This is a genomic window from Chromobacterium sp., assembly GCF_041912965.1.
Taxonomy (GTDB): Bacteria; Pseudomonadota; Gammaproteobacteria; order Burkholderiales; family Chromobacteriaceae; genus Chromobacterium; species Chromobacterium aquaticum.
In genome coordinates, this window is sequence record NZ_JAYSGF010000014.1 from 1 (window position 1) to 16510 (window position 16510).

Consider the following 16510-nt stretch of genomic DNA (forward strand, 5'->3'; position numbering starts at 1 on the left):
GGGCGAACTTGACCGCCTTGATCTTGCCTTCCACGCCGCGCTTGCCGAAGCCGCCCGGCACCAGGATGGCGTCCATGTCCTTCAGCGAATCGGCGCCGTCGCGCTCGATTTCCTCGGAGTCGACATAGATGATGTTGACGTTGGTGCGGGTGTGGATGCCTGCGTGCTTCAGCGCCTCGGTCAGCGACTTGTAGGATTCGGTCAGGTCGACGTACTTGCCCACCATCGCGATATTGATGCTGTGGTCCGGGTGCTCGATCGCGTCGATGATGCGGCCCCATACCGACAGATCCGCCTTGGGCAGATCCAGCTGCAGCTGTTCGGCGATGATGTCGTCAATGCCTTGACCGTGGAGCATGGCCGGCACTTTGTAGATGGAGTCCGAATCGTAACAGCCGATGACCGCGTTTTCCTCGACATTGCAGAACAGCGCGATCTTGCGTTTTTCGTCTTCCGGCAGTTCGCGGTCCATCCGGCACAGCAGCACGTCCGGCTGAATGCCGATTTCGCGCAGCTCTTTCACCGAGTGCTGGGTGGGCTTGGTCTTGATCTCGCCGGCGGTGGCGATGTAGGGCACGTAGGACAGGTGCACATACAGGGTGTTCTTGCGGCCCAGGTTGGAGCGCATCTGGCGGATGGCTTCCAGGAAGGGCAGCGATTCGATGTCGCCGACGGTGCCGCCGATTTCAACGATGGCGACATCGGCATCGGCCGCGCCTTCGTGCATCTTCAGCTTGATTTCGTCGGTGATGTGCGGGATCACTTGCACGGTGCCGCCGAGGTAGTCGCCGCGGCGTTCCTTGGTGATGACCGACTCGTAAACCTGACCGGTGGTGAAGTTGTTGCTTTTCTTCATCTTCGCGTGGATGAAGCGCTCGTAGTGACCCAGGTCGAGGTCGGTTTCCGCGCCGTCTTCGGTGACGAAGACCTCGCCGTGCTGGAACGGGCTCATGGTGCCCGGGTCGACGTTGATGTAGGGGTCGAGCTTCAGCATGGTGACTTTCAGCCCGCGAGATTCAAGGATGGCGGCGATGGACGCAGCGGCAATGCCCTTACCCAGGGAGGACACCACACCGCCGGTTACGAAGATGTACTTGGTCATGAGATTACGGCTCTATGGGAATCCGGGATTCTACCCTGAAATCGTTGCGATTTGAATCGCTTCGAACCATGTTGTTGCATGTCGCGCCTAGGCGGCGACAGGAGCGGCGCGGACGGCCTTATCCTCGGCCGCAAGAAATGCTCGCATCCCTGTCGCAAATGCGGTACAATTGCCGCCGACTGTTTCATCCACGATCGCACCCTAAGCAGTAGACGGGTGCGTTTTCTGCTTGAGTGTCTGGCTTTGTCTATGATATAAAGCCAGCTTTTACCGGTTTTGGGAGTGTTTAACATGGCGCGTGTTTGCAAAGTCACCGGCAAGCGTCCGATGACCGGGAACAATGTTTCCCACGCCAACAATAAGACTAAACGTCGTTTCCTGCCCAACCTGCAATATCGCAAGTTCTGGGTTGAGAGCGAAAACCGCTGGGTGCGTCTGCGCGTATCCAACGCGGCACTGCGTACCATCGACAAAGTTGGCATCGATGTAGTGCTGGCTGATCTGCGCGCTCGCGGCGAGATCTGATTGCGGTCAACCAGAGAAAGCTACTGAGGTAATAACATGCGCGATAAAATCAAGCTAGAGTCCACTGCTGGCACCGGCCACTTCTACACCACGACGAAGAACAAGCGTACGATGCCGGAAAAAATGGAGATCAAGAAATTTGATCCCGTTGCTCGCAAGCACGTTCTGTACAAAGAAACCAAGCTGAAATAAGCCGGTTTCCGCGGGAACGCAAAGAAGAGCCCTTCTCTGGTGCACGGAGAAGGGTTTTTTTATGGGCCGGTTTCTAGCCAGGTATCAAAAAACCCCGTCAGGTATATGCCTGGCGGGGTTTTTTTGCGCGGTTAAGAGCCGCTAACAAAACCTCGCAGAGAATCTGAGCCAAGGCGCGCCGACGCAGGCAGTACAGGTAGTGCGACAAGGAGGCGCGACGCGGGATCGGGGTTTTGTTGGCGGGTCTAAAGCTGAGCTTGGGCTGTGCTTGTGTCCTTGCGCTAGCGATGCTCAAGACTGATCCCGGAGGCGGGCGAAGGTATTGCGGGCGAACACCAGATCCTGCCAGGCTTTGTGCTTGTCGGGTTGGTTGCGCAGCAGATAGGCGGGATGGTAGCTGACGATCAGCGGGATATCCTGATAGCTGTGCAGCTTGCCGCGCAACTGGCCTATGCTTTTTTCCGTCTGAAGCAGGGTTTGGGCGGCGAAACGGCCCAGCGCGAGGATCAGCGTGGGCTGGATGTGGCGGATCTGCTGGATCAGGTAGTTCTGGCAGGAGGCGATTTCATCGCCGCTGGGGTTGCGGTTGCCCGGCGGGCGGCATTTGAGCACATTGGCGATGTACACGTCCTGGTCACGGTCCAGGCCAGTAGCGCTCAGCATATTGTCCAGCAGCTGCCCGGCGCGGCCGACAAAGGGTAGGCCTTGTTTATCCTCTTGCTCGCCTGGCGCTTCGCCTATCAGCAGCCAGCGCGCCTGCTTGTTGCCGCGGCCGAACACGGTTTGGGTGCGGGTCTGGCACAGCCGGCAGTCGCGGCAGTCGCGCACGGCGCGCTCCAAGGCATCCCATTCCAGCAAGGGTGCCGCGGTGTCCGCAACCATGGCCGGCACGGCAGCCGGAGCGGCGACGGGTGTAGGCGCAGGCGTTGCTGCTTCGGCAGGGCTGGGCGCGGGCTGTGGCGGAGTGCTTGCTGGAGCGGGAGTTGCCAGGATGGGGGCGATGACGGCTGGGGCCGGCTCGGCGTTTGTGGTTTCCGCTGACTCTGCTTGACACAGGCTGCGCTGCAGCGCGGCCGGGTGTTGTTCGAACCAGCCCGGGCGGCCTTCCCAGCCGGGGCCCAGGCCGATCAGGCGTTGGATCTGCGCCGAGCGATTCATAATCCGGTCTCCATCAGGATGGCGTCCTCGCGGCCGTGGGCGCAGGGATAGTAGTTCTTGCGCAAGCCACTCTCGACAAAACCCTGGCGCTGATACAGATGTCGCGCGACGGCATTGCCGGCTCGTACTTCGAGAAACAGACGTCGCGCGCCGGCGGCGGCCAGGCTGGCGCTCAGTTCTCGCAGCAGTCGGCCGCCCAGCCCCTGGCCCTGCCATTGCGGGTCGATCACGATATTGAGTAGTTCCGCCTCGTCCAGCACGCTCTGGGTGACGGCGAAGCCCTGCAGCTGTTCCGCGGCGAACAAGCCGTGGAATTGGTGGCCGCAGCGCAGCGAGTCCTGGTATTGCGCCGCGGACCAGCCATGGGCGTGGGCGCGGCTTTCCAGTTCTGCCAGCTGGATGGCGTCGGTTGGGATGAACATGCGATAGCCTTCGCTCATTTCTGCCGAGCCAGTTGCTGTTCTTGCGAGGTCAGCGCGACTTTATTGCGCACATAGAGCAATTCGGCCTCGCGCGCGGGCAGCAGCGGATAGCGACCGCTACGCGCCAGCGGGAAATAGGCGAGGGCATTGGGCAGCAATTCGGCGCGGACGACGGTTGCGCCGGCATTTTCCAGTAGCGCGGGATAGCGTTCGAAGCCGTCGCCGGCCACGATCGAAACATCCTGCGGCCAGCTCAGCGCTTCTGGCGCGGCGACGCTGATCGGGCCCAGCCGTTCGGGCGCTCCAGCGTCCGTGACGCGATAACAAGCGCTGTAGACCTGCTGCATCCTGGCGTCCAGGCAGACCAGCACCGTGCCGGCGCCGGCTTGCTGGGCGATATTGTCCAGCGTTGGAATGCAGATCACCGGGAGGCCGGCGGAGAAGGCCAGTCCTTGCGCTAGACCGCAGGCGATGCGCAGACCGGTGAAGGAGCCCGGGCCTTGGCCGAAGGCGATGGCGTCCAGTTGCTCCAGGCTGATCTCGGCTTGTTGCAGCAGGCGCGCCAGTTCCGGCAGCGCGCGCTCGGCGTGTTTCTGCTCGACTTTCTCGTGAAAGGAGAAGGTGCGCTCGCCGTTGTCTACGGCCAGGGATAGATACGAGGTGGAACAATCAATGGCAAGCAATTTCATCGGGGAATTCGGTCTCAAGCTTTAAGGCTGCGGGCTGCAAGACTGCGAATTATAAGCCGAGTTCTTCCACCCAGGCGAGCGCGGAGACATGGGCTTGATTGAATTGCTCGCTGCTGAGCTTGAGCTGGGCGCACAATTCGGGCACGCCGCTGAGCTGCCCGTGCTCGCAGGCCTTGACCAGCTTGAGGAAGCTGCTCATCGTGCCTTTTTCGTGCAGCAGCGCCTCGGTGATGGGGTCCGGCAGTTGCAGGTGTTCGAGGATATTGTCCATCGGCATGTCGAACAGCACGTCCAGCAGGCTGAACATGCCGATGATGAACAGATTGTCGCAGGTGTCGTGGCGTTCGCCGTGGGCCTTGCCCAGCAGTTCCATGAAGCGACCGCGGGTGACGGCGGTTTTTTGCAGCGCCGGCGGCGCATGGCCTTCGTCCGAGGCGGTGACCAGCAGCAGGGTCAGCCAGCGGTACAGCTTCTGGTAGCCCAGCACGGTGACGGCGTGGGAGAAGGAACTGATGCTGGTATTCAGGCCTGCCGCGGCCGAGTTGACGTAGCGCAGCAGCTTGTAGGACAGCGCCAGATCGCGCTTGAGCACTTGTTCGACATCGCGGATGTCGGCGTCCATGCGCAAGAGATTGAGCAGTTCCAGCGTGTTGCGGAAGGAGGGGTGGATGACCTTGGCGGACAGGGTTTCCGGCTGGGCGAAATAGAAGCCCTGGAAGCCGTCCATGCCCAATTCCTTGCATAGATGAAACTGAGCGTGGGTTTCCACGCGCTCGGCGATGCGTATCACCGGGTAGCTGCGCAGCCGCGACGCCAGCATCTGGAAGCGGTTGGTGTCGTGGTGCTGGATGTCCAGCTTGACGTAGTTGGCCAGTTCCAGGAAGGCAGCGGCCGGCGACTCGAAGCTGAAGTCGTCCAGCGAAATGCCGAAGCCCAGCGAGCGCAGATGGCGCGCGCGCGACAGCAGCTCATTGGAGGGCACGATGCGCGGCGAGATGTCGAGAATGACGCGGCGCGGCGGCAGCAGTTCGAGGAACTCGCTGCTAAGCATGGCTTCGCCGATATTGATGAAGGCCAGCTTGCTGCCGATCAGCCAACTGGTGCCCATATTGTTGAGCGTGTTGACCAGCACCTGGGTGTCGGCTTGCAATTCGGTATGCTTGCCGACGCCGGAGGCCTCGCCGCTGGGACGAAAAAGCAGCTCATAGCCTATGAGCTGCTGGTTGCGGTTGAGAACGGCCTGCCTGCCTATAAAGGCGCTAGTCGAGGTCATTGTCCCGGTATGCCTCTGTTCAGGTGGCGATCAAGTCCGCGGAACGAGTGACGCTGTTGCTGGTTTCGCTGGAGGAGAGTAGGTCTTCCATGTCCAGTACCAGCACGACGGAGCCATCGCCGGACAAGGTGGCGCCAGCCACGCCTTTCGGGCGGATGTTCTGCAGCGGTTTGATCACCACGTCGTCGCGGCCGACGAAGGAGTCGATCGCCAGGATGAAGGATTTTTCCGCCGACTGCATCAGCACGCCGAAATAAGGCTTTTGCGTCGGTTCCCAACCCAGCAGGCCGGCCAGGGTCTTCAGCGGCAGGATTTCGTCGCGCACCACGATGGTGGGCTTGCCGGAGACTTCCTGAATCGCGTTCGGGTCTATGGTGATGATTTCGCGCACCATCGCCAGCGGCACGGCGAACGGCTGGTTGCAGGCGCGCACAACCAGTACCGGCAGGATGGCCAGCGTCAGCGGCAGCGAGATGCTGATGCGGGTGCCTTCGCCCGGCACCGAGTTGATGTCGATGCGACCGTTCAGCTTCTGGATATTGGTGCGCACCACGTCCATGCCCACGCCGCGGCCGGATACGCTGGAAATCTGATCCTTGGTGGAGAAGCCGGGCAGGAAGATCAGCTGCAGGCACTGTTTTTCATCCAGGGAGTTGGCGCTCTCCTGGTCGATCAGGCCTTTTTCGATCGCCTTGCGGCGCAGCGCGTCGGCGTTCATGCCTTTGCCGTCGTCGGTGATCTCGATCAGGATATGATCGCCCACCTGTTCTGCGGTCAGCTGCACCAGCGCCTGCGGCTTCTTGCCGGCGGCGATGCGCTCTTCCGGCTGCTCGATGCCGTGGTCGACGGCATTGCGCACCAAGTGGACCAGCGGATCGTTCAAATCCTCGATCATGGTCTTGTCCAGCTCGGTTTCTTCGCCGGACAGCACCAGTTCGACTTCCTTGCCCAACTGACGCGCGAGGTCGCGCGCCAAGCGCGGGTATTTCTGGAACAGGCGGCCAATCGGCTGCATGCGGGTTTTCATCACCGCGTTCTGCAGATCGCCGACTAGCAGGTCCAATTGGCTGATCGCCTCGTCCAGCGAGCGCAGGGTGTTGGTGTCGCGGTTGCCTTGCAGGATCTCGGTGCGCAGCGTGGTCAGCCGGTTCTTGGTCAGGCCGATTTCGCCGGACAGGTTCAGCACCATGTCCAGGCGCACGGTATCGATGCGGATGGTGTTTTCCTGCGGGCCGCTGCTGCTCGGCGCATTGGTCGCCGGTTTGCTCGGCGCCGGCTTGGGCGGCGCTTTTGGCGCGGGCGCAGCGGCAACCGGCGCGGGGGCTGGAGCAGCTGGGGCCGGCGCGGGAGCGGGTGTAGCGGCTTGCGGCGCTGCGGCGGGAGCGCCCGCGGCGGCGCCGGGGGCTACCGCCTGGTAGAGCTGATTCCAGTCCGGGCCTTGGCCGGCGGCGGGCGCTGCTGTCGGCTGGGCCGGCGGCGGTGCGGCAGGTGCGGGGGCGACCGGAGCGGCGGCTTCCGCCGGCGCGTCGCCGGGCAAGGCTTCGCCGGCCAGCGCGGCGTCCAGCGCCGCCAGCACGCGCGGATCGGCGTCGCTGGGCATCAGGCCCTGGCCCATGGTGCCGAACATGTCGCGCACGATGCCGGTGGCGTCCAAAATCACGTCCATGATGCCGGCGGTGATGTGCAACTCGCCGTTACGCAGCTTGTCGAACAGGTTTTCGGTGCGGTGGCACAAATTGACCATCGGGCCGACGTTGAGAAAGCCCGCGCCGCCCTTGATGGTGTGGAAGCCCCGGAAAATATCGTTCAGCAGCGCTTTGTCTTCCGGACGCTTTTCCAGTTCCACCAGTTTATTGTCTACATCGGAGAGAAGGTCCGTAGACTCCATCAGGAAGTCTTGCAGCAGCTCTTCCATGCCGGCAAATTCGCTCATTTTCCACCCCCGCCACGCCTTGCTCGCGTGCCTAGTTCTGCGTGTTGTTCGTTAGAAGCCCAGGCTTTCCAGCAGGTCGTCGACCTGTTGCTGGCTGTTGACCACGTCGGTGCGGCCTTCCGGATTGATGACCGGACCGTTCAACAGATTGCTGCCCATGCCCAGTTCTTCTTTTTTCGCCTCGGGCGAAAACTCGATCAGGAAGTTGACCAGCTCGCTTTCCAACAGCTTGACCATGCCCATCATCTTCTTGATGACCTGGCCGGTCAGATCCTGGAAGTCCTGAGCCATGACGATTTCCAGCAACTGGGTGCTGGTCGCCTGGGTCTGGGCCGGCACTTCATTTAAGTAGCCGCGCGTGTCGGCCGCAAGTTGTTGGAACTCTTCCACGGTCAGCAGATTGGCGTACAGCCGTTCCCAGCGCGAGGACAGTTCCAGCGCCTTGCTTTCCAACTGGTCCTGATAGGGCTTGGCCAGATCGGTGGCGTTGAGCACGCGTTCGGCCGAATTTTCCGTCAGGGTGGCGATATAGGTCAGCCTGTCCTTGGCGTCCGGAATCGCATCGGCCATTTTTTCCAGGGATTTGTCGTAGCCTAAATCGCGTAGCGCATCATGCATTTTGCGGGTTAACTGACCAATTTGTTCGTACATCGAGGTAGGACCGCCGGCAGCGCCGGTTGCTTGAGCGGCGGCGACGGCTTCGGGCGCAGCGGCGGGCGGCGGCTCGGCCTCGCTTTGCTGTGTCGCGATGCTGTCGAACAGCGCTTCAAGCTCCGGGTTGTCCCCGCTTTCCAGGATGTGATTGGACACGATAAATCCTCCTCAATACTGACGCAGACCGTTTTTTTTCGGCACTCAGGCTGGTTTATTCAGGTTTTGGAAGATCTTGTTCATTTTTTCTTCCATGGTGGCGGCAGTGAAAGGCTTCACGATATAACCGCTGGCTCCGGCCATGGCCGCTTCGATGATGTTTTCGCGCTTGGCTTCCGCGGTGATCATCATGAAGGGCAGGTGCTTGAGCTGGGCGTCGGCGCGAACCGCCTTGAGCAGCTCGATGCCGGTCATATTGGGCATATTCCAGTCGGAGACGATGAAGTCGAAGTGCTGGGTCTTCAGCTTGTGCAGCGCAACCATGCCGTCTTCGGCTTCGTCGACGTTGGTGAACCCCAGTTCTTTCAAAAGATTGCGCACGATTCTCCGCATGGTGGAGAAGTCGTCTACGACTAGGAAGCGAATATTCTTGTCTGCCATTGAGGTGTGTCCTGATTTATCTGAATTCCATCGAGCCGCATATTGTAGCGACTACCTCTGCAGGAATGGAATCAAAGTTTCGGCCAACACGCCTGGGTCGAACTTGGCGACATAGGCATCCACCCCGACGCTGGAACCCATCGCCCGGTTGGCGTTGGACGACAGCGACGAGTGCATCACGACCGGAATGCCGCGGAAGCGCTGATCGGATTTGATCAGCTTGGTCAGCACGTAGCCGTCCATTTCCGGCATTTCGGCGTCCACCAGAATGATCTTCAGGTGGTCGTGCAGGCATTCGTCCTCGCCGAAATTGCGGCTGGCCAAGGTTTGCAGCCTGTCCCAGGCTTCGCGGCCGTTGGTGGCTTGCTGGAATTTGATGCCCATCTTCTCCAGCACGCCGGTGATTTCCTTGCGGGCGACGACCGAGTCGTCGACGAAGAAGAGGTATTGGTCATTTTCCAGCTGGGCGGTGGGCACGTCGGGCAGGCGCGGTTCACCGACCACGCTGGCCAGGATCTGCTCCACGTCCAGGATGGATACCAGCTTGCCGTTTTCCAGTTCCGTGATCGCGGTGATCAGGTTCTGATTGGTGCCGGCGGAGGCCATCATCATGTTTTCCGGCGCGCGCACCTTGTCCCAGTCCACGCGGATGATGCGGTCAACCGAGTCAACCAGGAAGGCCTGGGTGCTCTTGTTGAATTCGGTGACGATCATGGTGTCGTAACTGCGGTTCTGATCGGCGCCGATGAATTTGCCCAGCGAGATGACCGGGATGATATTGCCGCGCAGCGACAGCACGCCTTCCACGCCAAACGGCATGTTCGGTGTTTTGGTGATGGCGGGGGTTTGCGATACCTCGCGCACCTTGAACACGTTGATGCCGAAGGTTTCCCGCGTGCCGAGCGAAAACAGCAGAATCTCCATTTTGTTGGAACCTGCCAGCTTGGTCCTGGCGTCAACGGTTGCAAGCAAGGAGGCGTCTGTGGCTGCCATATCTGTCCCTCTCCCTTAATGCTTTTGCTTACTTACGATCTTAGTCTTTGGGTTCCAGATTCAGCATCTGGCGCAGCTTCATGGACAGTTTCTGCGGCTCGAACTTGGCGACGTAGGAGTCCACGCCGACCGATTCGCCCAGTTTCTGATTCGAAGAACCGGAAAGGGATGAGTGCATCAATACCGGAATGCCGTTGAAGCGCGGATCGCTCTTGATCATCTTGGTCAGCATGTAGCCGTCCATTTCCGGCATTTCCACGTCGGTGAGCACCAGGTGCAGCGAGTCCGACAGTTTCTTGCCGGCCAGGTCGGCCTGGTTGGCCATCTTCTGCAATTCCTCCCAGCCGCGCATGCCGTTGATGGCGGAGGTGTACTGGATGTTCATCGCCTCCAGCGTGCGCTCGATCTGCTTGCGCGCCACCGCGGAGTCGTCGGCGAAGAAAATCCGGCGCGGCTCCTTCACCGGCTCGATGCCGAGGAAGGTGTGGCCGTCGTCGATGATGGTGGTTTCCGCCAGCACCTTCTCCACGTCCATCATCATCACCAGCGTGCCGTTGTCCAGCTCGGTCACCGCGGTGACCAGGCCGGCCATGCGGTTGGTGATCATTTCAGGAGGCACGCGCATCGCCGACCAGTCCAGCCGGAGAATGGTGTCCACCGCCTCCACCAGGAAACCCTGGGTGTGGGCGTTGTATTCGGTGACGATCATGATTTCCGGCTTGTTGCTGGTGACCACGCCCGTGTATTTGGCCAGGTCGATCACCGGCACCAGCGCGCCGCGCAGGCTGACCATGCCTTCCACCGAGGACGGCATTTCAGGTGCGGAAGTGATTTCCGGGGTGCGCATGACCTCGCGCACCTTGAACACGTTGATGCCGAAGATTTCCTTGCGCCCTGTGCGCTGATCCTGGCCCAACGAGAACAGCAGGATTTCCAGCTTGTTGGTGCCGGCCAGCTTCGTCCTGGCGTCGATTTTTTTGAGAAGCTCTGACACAGAAACCTCCGCTGCATTCTTTTGAAGTGGCGTACTACTACCCTTTATACGCCAGATATCGGTTTTGCCCGGTTTTTTTTGCTGAGCTGCATGCCAGATAACAAGTTGGCTCAGCGATACCCATTCATTATCATACTGTTTAAGTGGTTTTTACAAATAACTCGCAAGCGATTCGGCATATGGTTTCAAGCCTGAAAGATCAGCAGCAATTGGAGGCCGCATTCGAGCAATTCAATGCCGTCTCAAGCCAACTCATTGATGCATATAGACAACTTGAGAGCCAGGTGGCCGTTCTCAACGCGCAGCTGGACGAAGCCAACAATCAGCTGCGCAAACAGCGCGACGAGAACGCGATGCTGGCCGAGCGCCTGGGTTTATTGCTGGAGACACTGCCGGCTGGCGTGGTGCAAGTATCGGCCGAAGGCGTGGTCAACGCGATCAATCCCGCGGCCAGTCGAATGCTAAACGGTTGTTCCGTAGGCGCTTTATGGCAGGATGCGTTGTCGGGGCTGGAGCGTTCCGAACTGGATGGCACCTATTGCCATTTGCATGGCGAGCCGGGTTTGGTGTTGACGATGCAATGTCAGGAGTTGCCCTCTTTTGGCGGGCAGATTGTGCTTATTCACGATGTATCGCGTTTGCATCAATTGACCGGGGAATTGGCCCGCCAACAGAAGCTGGCGTCCATGGGCAGCATGGCGGCGGCGCTCGCCCACCAACTGCGCACGCCGCTGGCCACCGCGATGTTGTACACGGCCAATCTGAAGCAGGATATCCCCCGGGCGGAGGACCGTGCTCGCTTTGTCGACAAGAGCCTGGCCAGGATGCGGGCGCTGGAGAGCTTGATCCAGAACATGCTGGGTTATGTCCGTGGCCAAGTGACGACGCTGGAGCCCCTGGACCTGGACGGATTGCTGGATGATCTGCGCGCTGTCATGCAACCACAATGTCATGAAAAAGGTGTGCTTTTTGATTGCAATGTGGCAGTGTCATCTGCCATAAAGGTTTTGGTGGACCGTAAAGCGCTGCAAGGCGCGCTGGTGAATTTGCTGGAAAACGCTTGGCATTTTTCCGCGGCCGGCGATGTGTTGCGCTTGTCGGTGGAAAGCCAGGACGCGGCCTTGCTGTTTCGGGTGGAGGATGCCGGGCCGGGGCTGGACCCGGAACAGCTGGACAAGATGTTCGAGCCCTTTTTCACCACGCGGCCGGGCGGCACCGGTCTGGGGCTGGCCATTGTCAAGAAAGTGGTGGATGAACTGGGCGGCCAAGTCCGCTGTTTCAATAGGGGGGAAGGCGGGGCGTGCTTTGAGCTCAGTCTTCCGATGATGCAATCGTGATGGATGTGCCGTTTACACAAGAAAGCCGAGGACGCCGCATGAGACCCATTGTCAAAGTTGAGGGCAGAGTTGGAAAAATGATGCTGATCGGGCAGTTCGATTTCAATCTGCACCGGGAATTCCGCCAGGCCAGCCAAGAGTTGCTGGACAACCCGGAGGTGCAGGAAATCGAGATCGACTTTGATCAAGTGCCGTTCCTGGACAGCTCCGCCCTGGGCATGCTGCTGCTGCTGAAAGAGCGCGCGGCGGGACAGAAGAAGACCATGGTCCTGATCAACTGTCGCGAGGCGGTAATGCAGGTATTCGAAATCGCTTGCTTCAACAAGATGTTCACCATCAAGTAATCACTTTTGCATTGGAGCGTCTGTGCGCATCCGGGCCTGGTTGTCCGCTGATGCCGAGGCACGGGTTCGCAGCGACCCCTGGTTGTCGGCGCTGGACTGGCGGTTTTGCGGTGGCGCCGACTTCGCGGTGGGCGGCAGGCAGGATCTTTGGCTGACGGATTTGAGCGACGCTCCGCTCGCGCTATGCGAGCAATGGGAGAGCGGCAAGCCTCTGTGGGTTTTTCTGTCGGGGCGCGCCGCGCCCTGGCTGTCCTCTCCCAATATTCATTTCCTGCGTGGCGGTTTCGACATGGAACTGCTGCGCCAGCGGCTGCTGGCCTGGTGTTGGCAGCAGCAGTCCTTGTGCCCCTGCCTGTTCGGGAAGGCGGCGTTCGACATCATCAACGGCGCGATGTCCTTGTATCGTTCGGCGGACTCGACGCCGCATCTGTTTCCGCTGGAAGTGTCGGTCAAGCCGGTGGAAGCCAGCGGCGGCGACGTGGTGTTGCGCGCGGATTTGCCGGACCGGACTTTGCTGATTCTGGCCGATGCCTCCGGCCACGGCCAGGGCTCGGTTTTGGACGCGGCGCTGCTGGTGCTGGGCGCGTCGCGCTGCCTGCTGTCTCAAGCCTTGTCGCCGGAGACGCTGGCGGAGCTGAATGCCTATATGTTCCGCCATGTGGCCGATGGGCGCTATGTCGGTGCAGCGCTGCTGGAAATCGACTGGCCGGGCCGGCAGGTGCGTCTGCTCAATGCCGGCATGCCCGATATTCTGCTGTTTCTGTCTTCACGCCTGGAGCGGCGCTTTCCGTCGATGTGCAGCCCCTTGGGCCTGAGCGGCGATATCGAGCCGCGGGTGCCGCTGACGCTGCCGTGGGCGGAGGGACAGCACTTCCTGGCGCACAGCGACGGCATGGAGGAGTCGGACCTGCCCTATCTGCTGTCGCGCTTGCTGAGCTTGTCCGGTATCGCCGCCGCCGGCTCGTTCGGCTATGGCCCCCTGCCTTCGATTCCGCTAGGCTTCGCCAGTCCTTACAATGACGATATGTCGTCGTTGGCCTTCGCGGTGCCGACCGCGCTGGAGCGGTTTTCCGCTGCGCCGGCCCGGCCGTTGCCGGATCGTTAGGGGGAGTGACGGCATACTGAATGGAGCGCGGCAGCGTGTCCCGCTTTTAGTTGATCAACGATGAGTATCTGTGCGAGCTTCAGCATTTTGGGCGCGCCGCCCATTGCGCAGTGGCCTAAAGGCGACGGCGGCTGAGCATGTGCAAGGTGTTGGGGGCGCTTCCGTCCGGCGCGCATGGCGCTCGGGCGGCGAACGGCTTCCTGGAACGGGGATGTTATGCATAAAAAAATATTGACGGTTGACGATTCCGCTTCGATTCGCCAGATGGTGTCGTTTACCTTGAAGAGCGCCGGCTATGAGGTGGTTGAGGCCGGCGATGGCAATGCCGGCCTGAGCAAGGCCCAGGGCGGGCAGTTCAATCTGGTCCTGACCGATCAGAACATGCCGGGCATGGATGGGCTGACCTTGATCCGCTCTTTGCGCAAGCTGCCGTCCTATGCCACGACGCCGATACTGATGCTGACCACGGAGTCCAGCGATCAGATGAAGGCATTGGGGCGCGCGGCGGGCGCCACCGGTTGGCTGGTCAAGCCATTTGATCCGCAGAAGCTGCTGGACGTGGTCAAGCGCGTGATCGGCTGAATCGGCTGATCTTGGGCACGGCGAGGAGCAAGCTTGTGGCAATCGACATGTCGCAGTTTCATCAAGTGTTTTTTGATGAGGCGGATGAACATCTGGCCAGCATGGAAAGCCTGTTGCTAGGCATGGATCCGTCCTGTCCGCAGCAGGAGGATTTGCACGCGGTGTTTCGCGCCGCGCATTCAATCAAGGGCGGCGCCGCCACTTTTGGTTTTGCCGACATGGCGGACCTGACTCATGTGCTCGAAGGCCTGCTGGACGAGGTCAGGCGCGGCACCCGCGATTTGAGCGCGGACATGGTGGACGTGATTCTGCGCGCCAAGGACGCGTTGCTCGGCATGCTGGCCGCGCACAAGGGCAAGGGCGTCTCCGACGCGGCGCTGGCCGCCACGATCAAGGCGCGGCTGGAGACGCTGGCCGCCGAGCCGACGGCGGCCAGGGCGGAAAGAAAGCCGCCGGAGGAGACGCGCCATTGGACGCTGTACTTGGAGCTGGACCCATTGGCCGATGTCGATATCGATGCGGTGTTGGAATCGCTGGCCGAGCATGGCGATTTAAGCGTGGTGCAGCGTGGCGAAATGGTGGAAAACCTGCCTTGGGTGGCGGTATTCACCTCGCCGCTGGATGCGGCGGAGGTGGCGGAGTCGCTGGCCTTCGCGGTGCCGCAGGACAGTTTCCACATCAATGTGGACCACGGCGTGGAGGAGGAGGGCAGTTTCGGCCTGTTTCTCGAGGCCAGTCCGGAACCCGACAACGGGGTCTGGCTGGAGGGGGACGGCTTCGGGCTCTTCGAGCCGCCGCCTGGAGATGGGGGAAGCAGTGGTCCGGCGACGGGTATCGACGCGGCCAAGCCGGCGGCGCGAGCCGGGCTGGGCGGCGAGAGCTCGATTCGAGTCAATATCGACAAGGTGGATCTGCTGCTCAACCTGGTGGGCGAGTTGGTGATCACTCAGTCCATGTTGGAGCAGTCCGGCACCAGGCTGGACCCGGTGGCTCACGAGCGCCTGCTCAGCGGCATCGGCGCTCTGCAGCGTAATGCGCGTGAGTTGCAGGAGGCGGTGATGTCGATCCGGATGACGCCGATCGCCTTTGTATTCAACCGGTTTCCGCGCGTGGTGCGCGATCTGGCCGGCCGGCTGGGCAAGCGGGTTGAGTTGCAGATGAGCGGAGAGAACACTGAGCTGGACAAGGGTTTCATCGAAAAGCTGTCAGACCCGTTGACCCATTTGGTGCGCAATAGTCTGGACCATGGCATAGAGGCGCCGGAGGCGCGGCAGGCCAGGGGCAAGGATCCGGTGGGGCGTTTGACGCTGCGCGCCTTCCATCAGGGCAGCAATATCGTCATCGAAGTCAGCGATGATGGCGCCGGCCTGAGCCGGGAGCGGATTCTGTCCACGGCGCGGCAGCGCGGGCTGGCGGCGCCGGACTCGCTTAGCGACGCCGAAGTATGGGCGCTGATATTCGAAGCCGGCTTTTCCACCGCCGACGAGGTGACCGATGTGTCCGGCCGCGGCGTGGGCATGGACGTGGTCAAGCGCAATATTCAGAGCATGGGCGGCCGTGTTGAGGTCGATTCCATGGCCGATGTGGGCACCACCATAGGCATTCACCTGCCGCTGACGCTGGCGATCATGGACGGCATGTCGGTGCGCATCGGCGCGGAAACTTATGTGATGCCGCTGGGCGCGGTGCTGGAATCCTTGCAGCCCGCGCCGCACGATATCAAGAGCGTGGCCGCGCGCGGCCAGGTGGTGTGCATTCGTGGCGAATATCTGCCCATTGTGTCGCTGGGCCGGTTCTTCGCCATCCCGGAAGCGAGAGAAATGCCGAGCGAGGCGATCCTGGTGATCGTGGAGGCCGGCCATGGCCGCTTGGCGCTGTTGGTGGACGATTTGATCGGCCAACAGCAATTCGTGGTGAAAAACCTGGAAACCAATTACCGCAAGGTGGATGGCATTTCCGGCGCCACCATTCTTGGCGATGGCCAAGTGGCGCTGATCCTGGACATCGCCGCGATCGCGCGGCACAACCAGCGTGCGGCGCAGGCGCTGGATGCATGAGAATAGACAAGGGAAGAGGACAGATGGGGGCGGAACGGGAAGACCCGGGGCTGGCGCAGCGGCGCTCGGGCAATGAGTTGCTGGTGTTTACGCTGGGCGCGGAAGAGTACGGCATCGATATTCTGAAGGTGCAGGAAATCCGTGGCTACGATGCGGTGACTCGCATCGCCAACGCGCCGGAATTCATCAAGGGCGTGGTCAATCTGCGCGGCCATATCGTGCCCATTGTGGACCTGAGGTTGAAGTTCGGCCTGGGCGAGCCGGTGTACAACGAATTCACCGTGGTCATCGTGCTGAATGTGTTCGGCCGTGTCATCGGCGCGGTGGTGGACGGGGTGTCCGACGTGATCCAGTTGGAGCGGGAGGCGTTACGCGCCGCGCCGGAGTTTGGCGCGGCGGTGGACACCGCCTATATCGAAGGACTGGGAACCTTGGACGACCGCATGATCATCGTGGTCGATATCGAGCGCCTGATGGGCAGCGAGGAAATGGCGCTGACCGATGCCGCGGACCGGGCGGGGCCCGGCGTCGCAGACGTGTTTGAGGGGTAGAA

The 16510-nt window shown here is 61.0% G+C and carries 18 protein-coding genes; 8 read left to right on the forward strand and 10 right to left on the reverse strand.

All coding sequences use genetic code 11. The features are described 5' to 3' along the window. On the reverse strand, positions 1-1102 hold a 1102-nt coding region (locus tag ACE3QM_RS09565), incomplete at its 3' end, for a CTP synthase (RefSeq protein ID WP_374421532.1). A 291-nt stretch (positions 1103-1393) separates the two neighbouring features. Between ACE3QM_RS09565 and rpmB the strand changes: the two genes are divergently transcribed. Continuing rightward, the gene (gene rpmB / locus ACE3QM_RS09570; protein WP_011137003.1) at positions 1394-1627 is read left to right on the forward strand and encodes a 50S ribosomal protein L28; all 234 of its coding nucleotides are present in this window, start codon (positions 1394-1396) and stop codon (positions 1625-1627) included. A gap of 36 nt (positions 1628-1663) precedes the next feature. After that, complete coding sequence (rpmG, locus tag ACE3QM_RS09575; RefSeq protein ID WP_017506994.1) at positions 1664-1819, forward strand: 50S ribosomal protein L33; 156 nt, start codon at positions 1664-1666, stop codon at positions 1817-1819. A 291-nt stretch (positions 1820-2110) separates the two neighbouring features. On the opposite strand, the gene ACE3QM_RS09580 is transcribed toward rpmG, so the two are convergent. From ACE3QM_RS09580 to ACE3QM_RS09620, 9 genes are all read right to left on the reverse strand, one after another. Further along, positions 2111-2701 carry a uracil-DNA glycosylase family protein gene (locus ACE3QM_RS09580; RefSeq protein ID WP_374421534.1) on the reverse strand — a complete coding sequence of 197 codons (591 nt, stop codon included), beginning with the start codon at positions 2699-2701 and terminating at the stop codon, positions 2111-2113. Between the two features lie 272 nt (positions 2702-2973). Beyond that, a complete protein-coding gene (gene rimI, locus ACE3QM_RS09585; protein WP_374421536.1) occupies positions 2974-3399 on the reverse strand; it encodes a ribosomal protein S18-alanine N-acetyltransferase in 426 nt (141 codons plus the stop codon). Positions 3400-3413: 14 nt separating this feature from the next. After that, on the reverse strand, positions 3414-4088 hold the full coding sequence (tsaB, locus tag ACE3QM_RS09590; protein ID WP_374421537.1) for a tRNA (adenosine(37)-N6)-threonylcarbamoyltransferase complex dimerization subunit type 1 TsaB: 675 nt from the start codon (positions 4086-4088) through the stop codon (positions 3414-3416). 49 nt (positions 4089-4137) lie between these two features. After that, positions 4138-5361 carry an EAL and HDOD domain-containing protein gene (locus tag ACE3QM_RS09595; RefSeq protein WP_231463846.1) on the reverse strand — a complete coding sequence of 408 codons (1224 nt, stop codon included), beginning with the start codon at positions 5359-5361 and terminating at the stop codon, positions 4138-4140. A 19-nt stretch (positions 5362-5380) separates the two neighbouring features. After that, on the reverse strand, positions 5381-7294 hold the full coding sequence (locus tag ACE3QM_RS09600) for a chemotaxis protein CheA (RefSeq protein ID WP_374421538.1): 1914 nt from the start codon (positions 7292-7294) through the stop codon (positions 5381-5383). A gap of 51 nt (positions 7295-7345) precedes the next feature. After that, a complete protein-coding gene (gene cheZ / locus ACE3QM_RS09605) occupies positions 7346-8104 on the reverse strand; it encodes a protein phosphatase CheZ (protein WP_048410524.1) in 759 nt (252 codons plus the stop codon). A gap of 45 nt (positions 8105-8149) precedes the next feature. Continuing rightward, entirely contained in the window at positions 8150-8545 is a 396-nt protein-coding gene (gene cheY, locus ACE3QM_RS09610; protein WP_048410525.1) for a chemotaxis response regulator CheY, read from the reverse strand. A gap of 51 nt (positions 8546-8596) precedes the next feature. Beyond that, a complete protein-coding gene (locus ACE3QM_RS09615; protein WP_048410526.1) occupies positions 8597-9538 on the reverse strand; it encodes a chemotaxis protein in 942 nt (313 codons plus the stop codon). A gap of 40 nt (positions 9539-9578) precedes the next feature. Beyond that, positions 9579-10532, reverse strand: a complete 954-nt coding sequence (locus ACE3QM_RS09620) for a chemotaxis protein (protein ID WP_019103159.1) — start codon at positions 10530-10532, stop codon at positions 9579-9581. Between the two features lie 179 nt (positions 10533-10711). Between ACE3QM_RS09620 and ACE3QM_RS09625 the strand changes: the two genes are divergently transcribed. The 6 genes from ACE3QM_RS09625 (at position 10712) to ACE3QM_RS09650 (ending at position 16508) form a co-directional block, all read left to right on the forward strand. Then, positions 10712-11869, forward strand: a complete 1158-nt coding sequence (locus tag ACE3QM_RS09625; protein WP_231462725.1) for a PAS domain-containing sensor histidine kinase — start codon at positions 10712-10714, stop codon at positions 11867-11869. Between the two features lie 38 nt (positions 11870-11907). Next, a complete protein-coding gene (locus tag ACE3QM_RS09630) occupies positions 11908-12213 on the forward strand; it encodes an STAS domain-containing protein (protein ID WP_048410528.1) in 306 nt (101 codons plus the stop codon). Positions 12214-12235: 22 nt separating this feature from the next. After that, positions 12236-13318, forward strand: coding sequence for a PP2C family protein-serine/threonine phosphatase (locus ACE3QM_RS09635; protein ID WP_374421539.1), 1083 nt, complete (start codon positions 12236-12238; stop codon positions 13316-13318). A gap of 216 nt (positions 13319-13534) precedes the next feature. Next, positions 13535-13900: a response regulator gene (locus tag ACE3QM_RS09640; protein ID WP_048410530.1), complete on the forward strand. Its 366-nt coding sequence runs from the start codon at positions 13535-13537 to the stop codon at positions 13898-13900. 47 nt (positions 13901-13947) lie between these two features. Continuing rightward, positions 13948-15957: a chemotaxis protein CheW gene (locus ACE3QM_RS09645; RefSeq protein WP_374421540.1), complete on the forward strand. Its 2010-nt coding sequence runs from the start codon at positions 13948-13950 to the stop codon at positions 15955-15957. A 23-nt stretch (positions 15958-15980) separates the two neighbouring features. Beyond that, a complete protein-coding gene (locus ACE3QM_RS09650) occupies positions 15981-16508 on the forward strand; it encodes a chemotaxis protein CheW (protein WP_374421541.1) in 528 nt (175 codons plus the stop codon). Positions 16509-16510 lie beyond the last annotated feature (2 nt).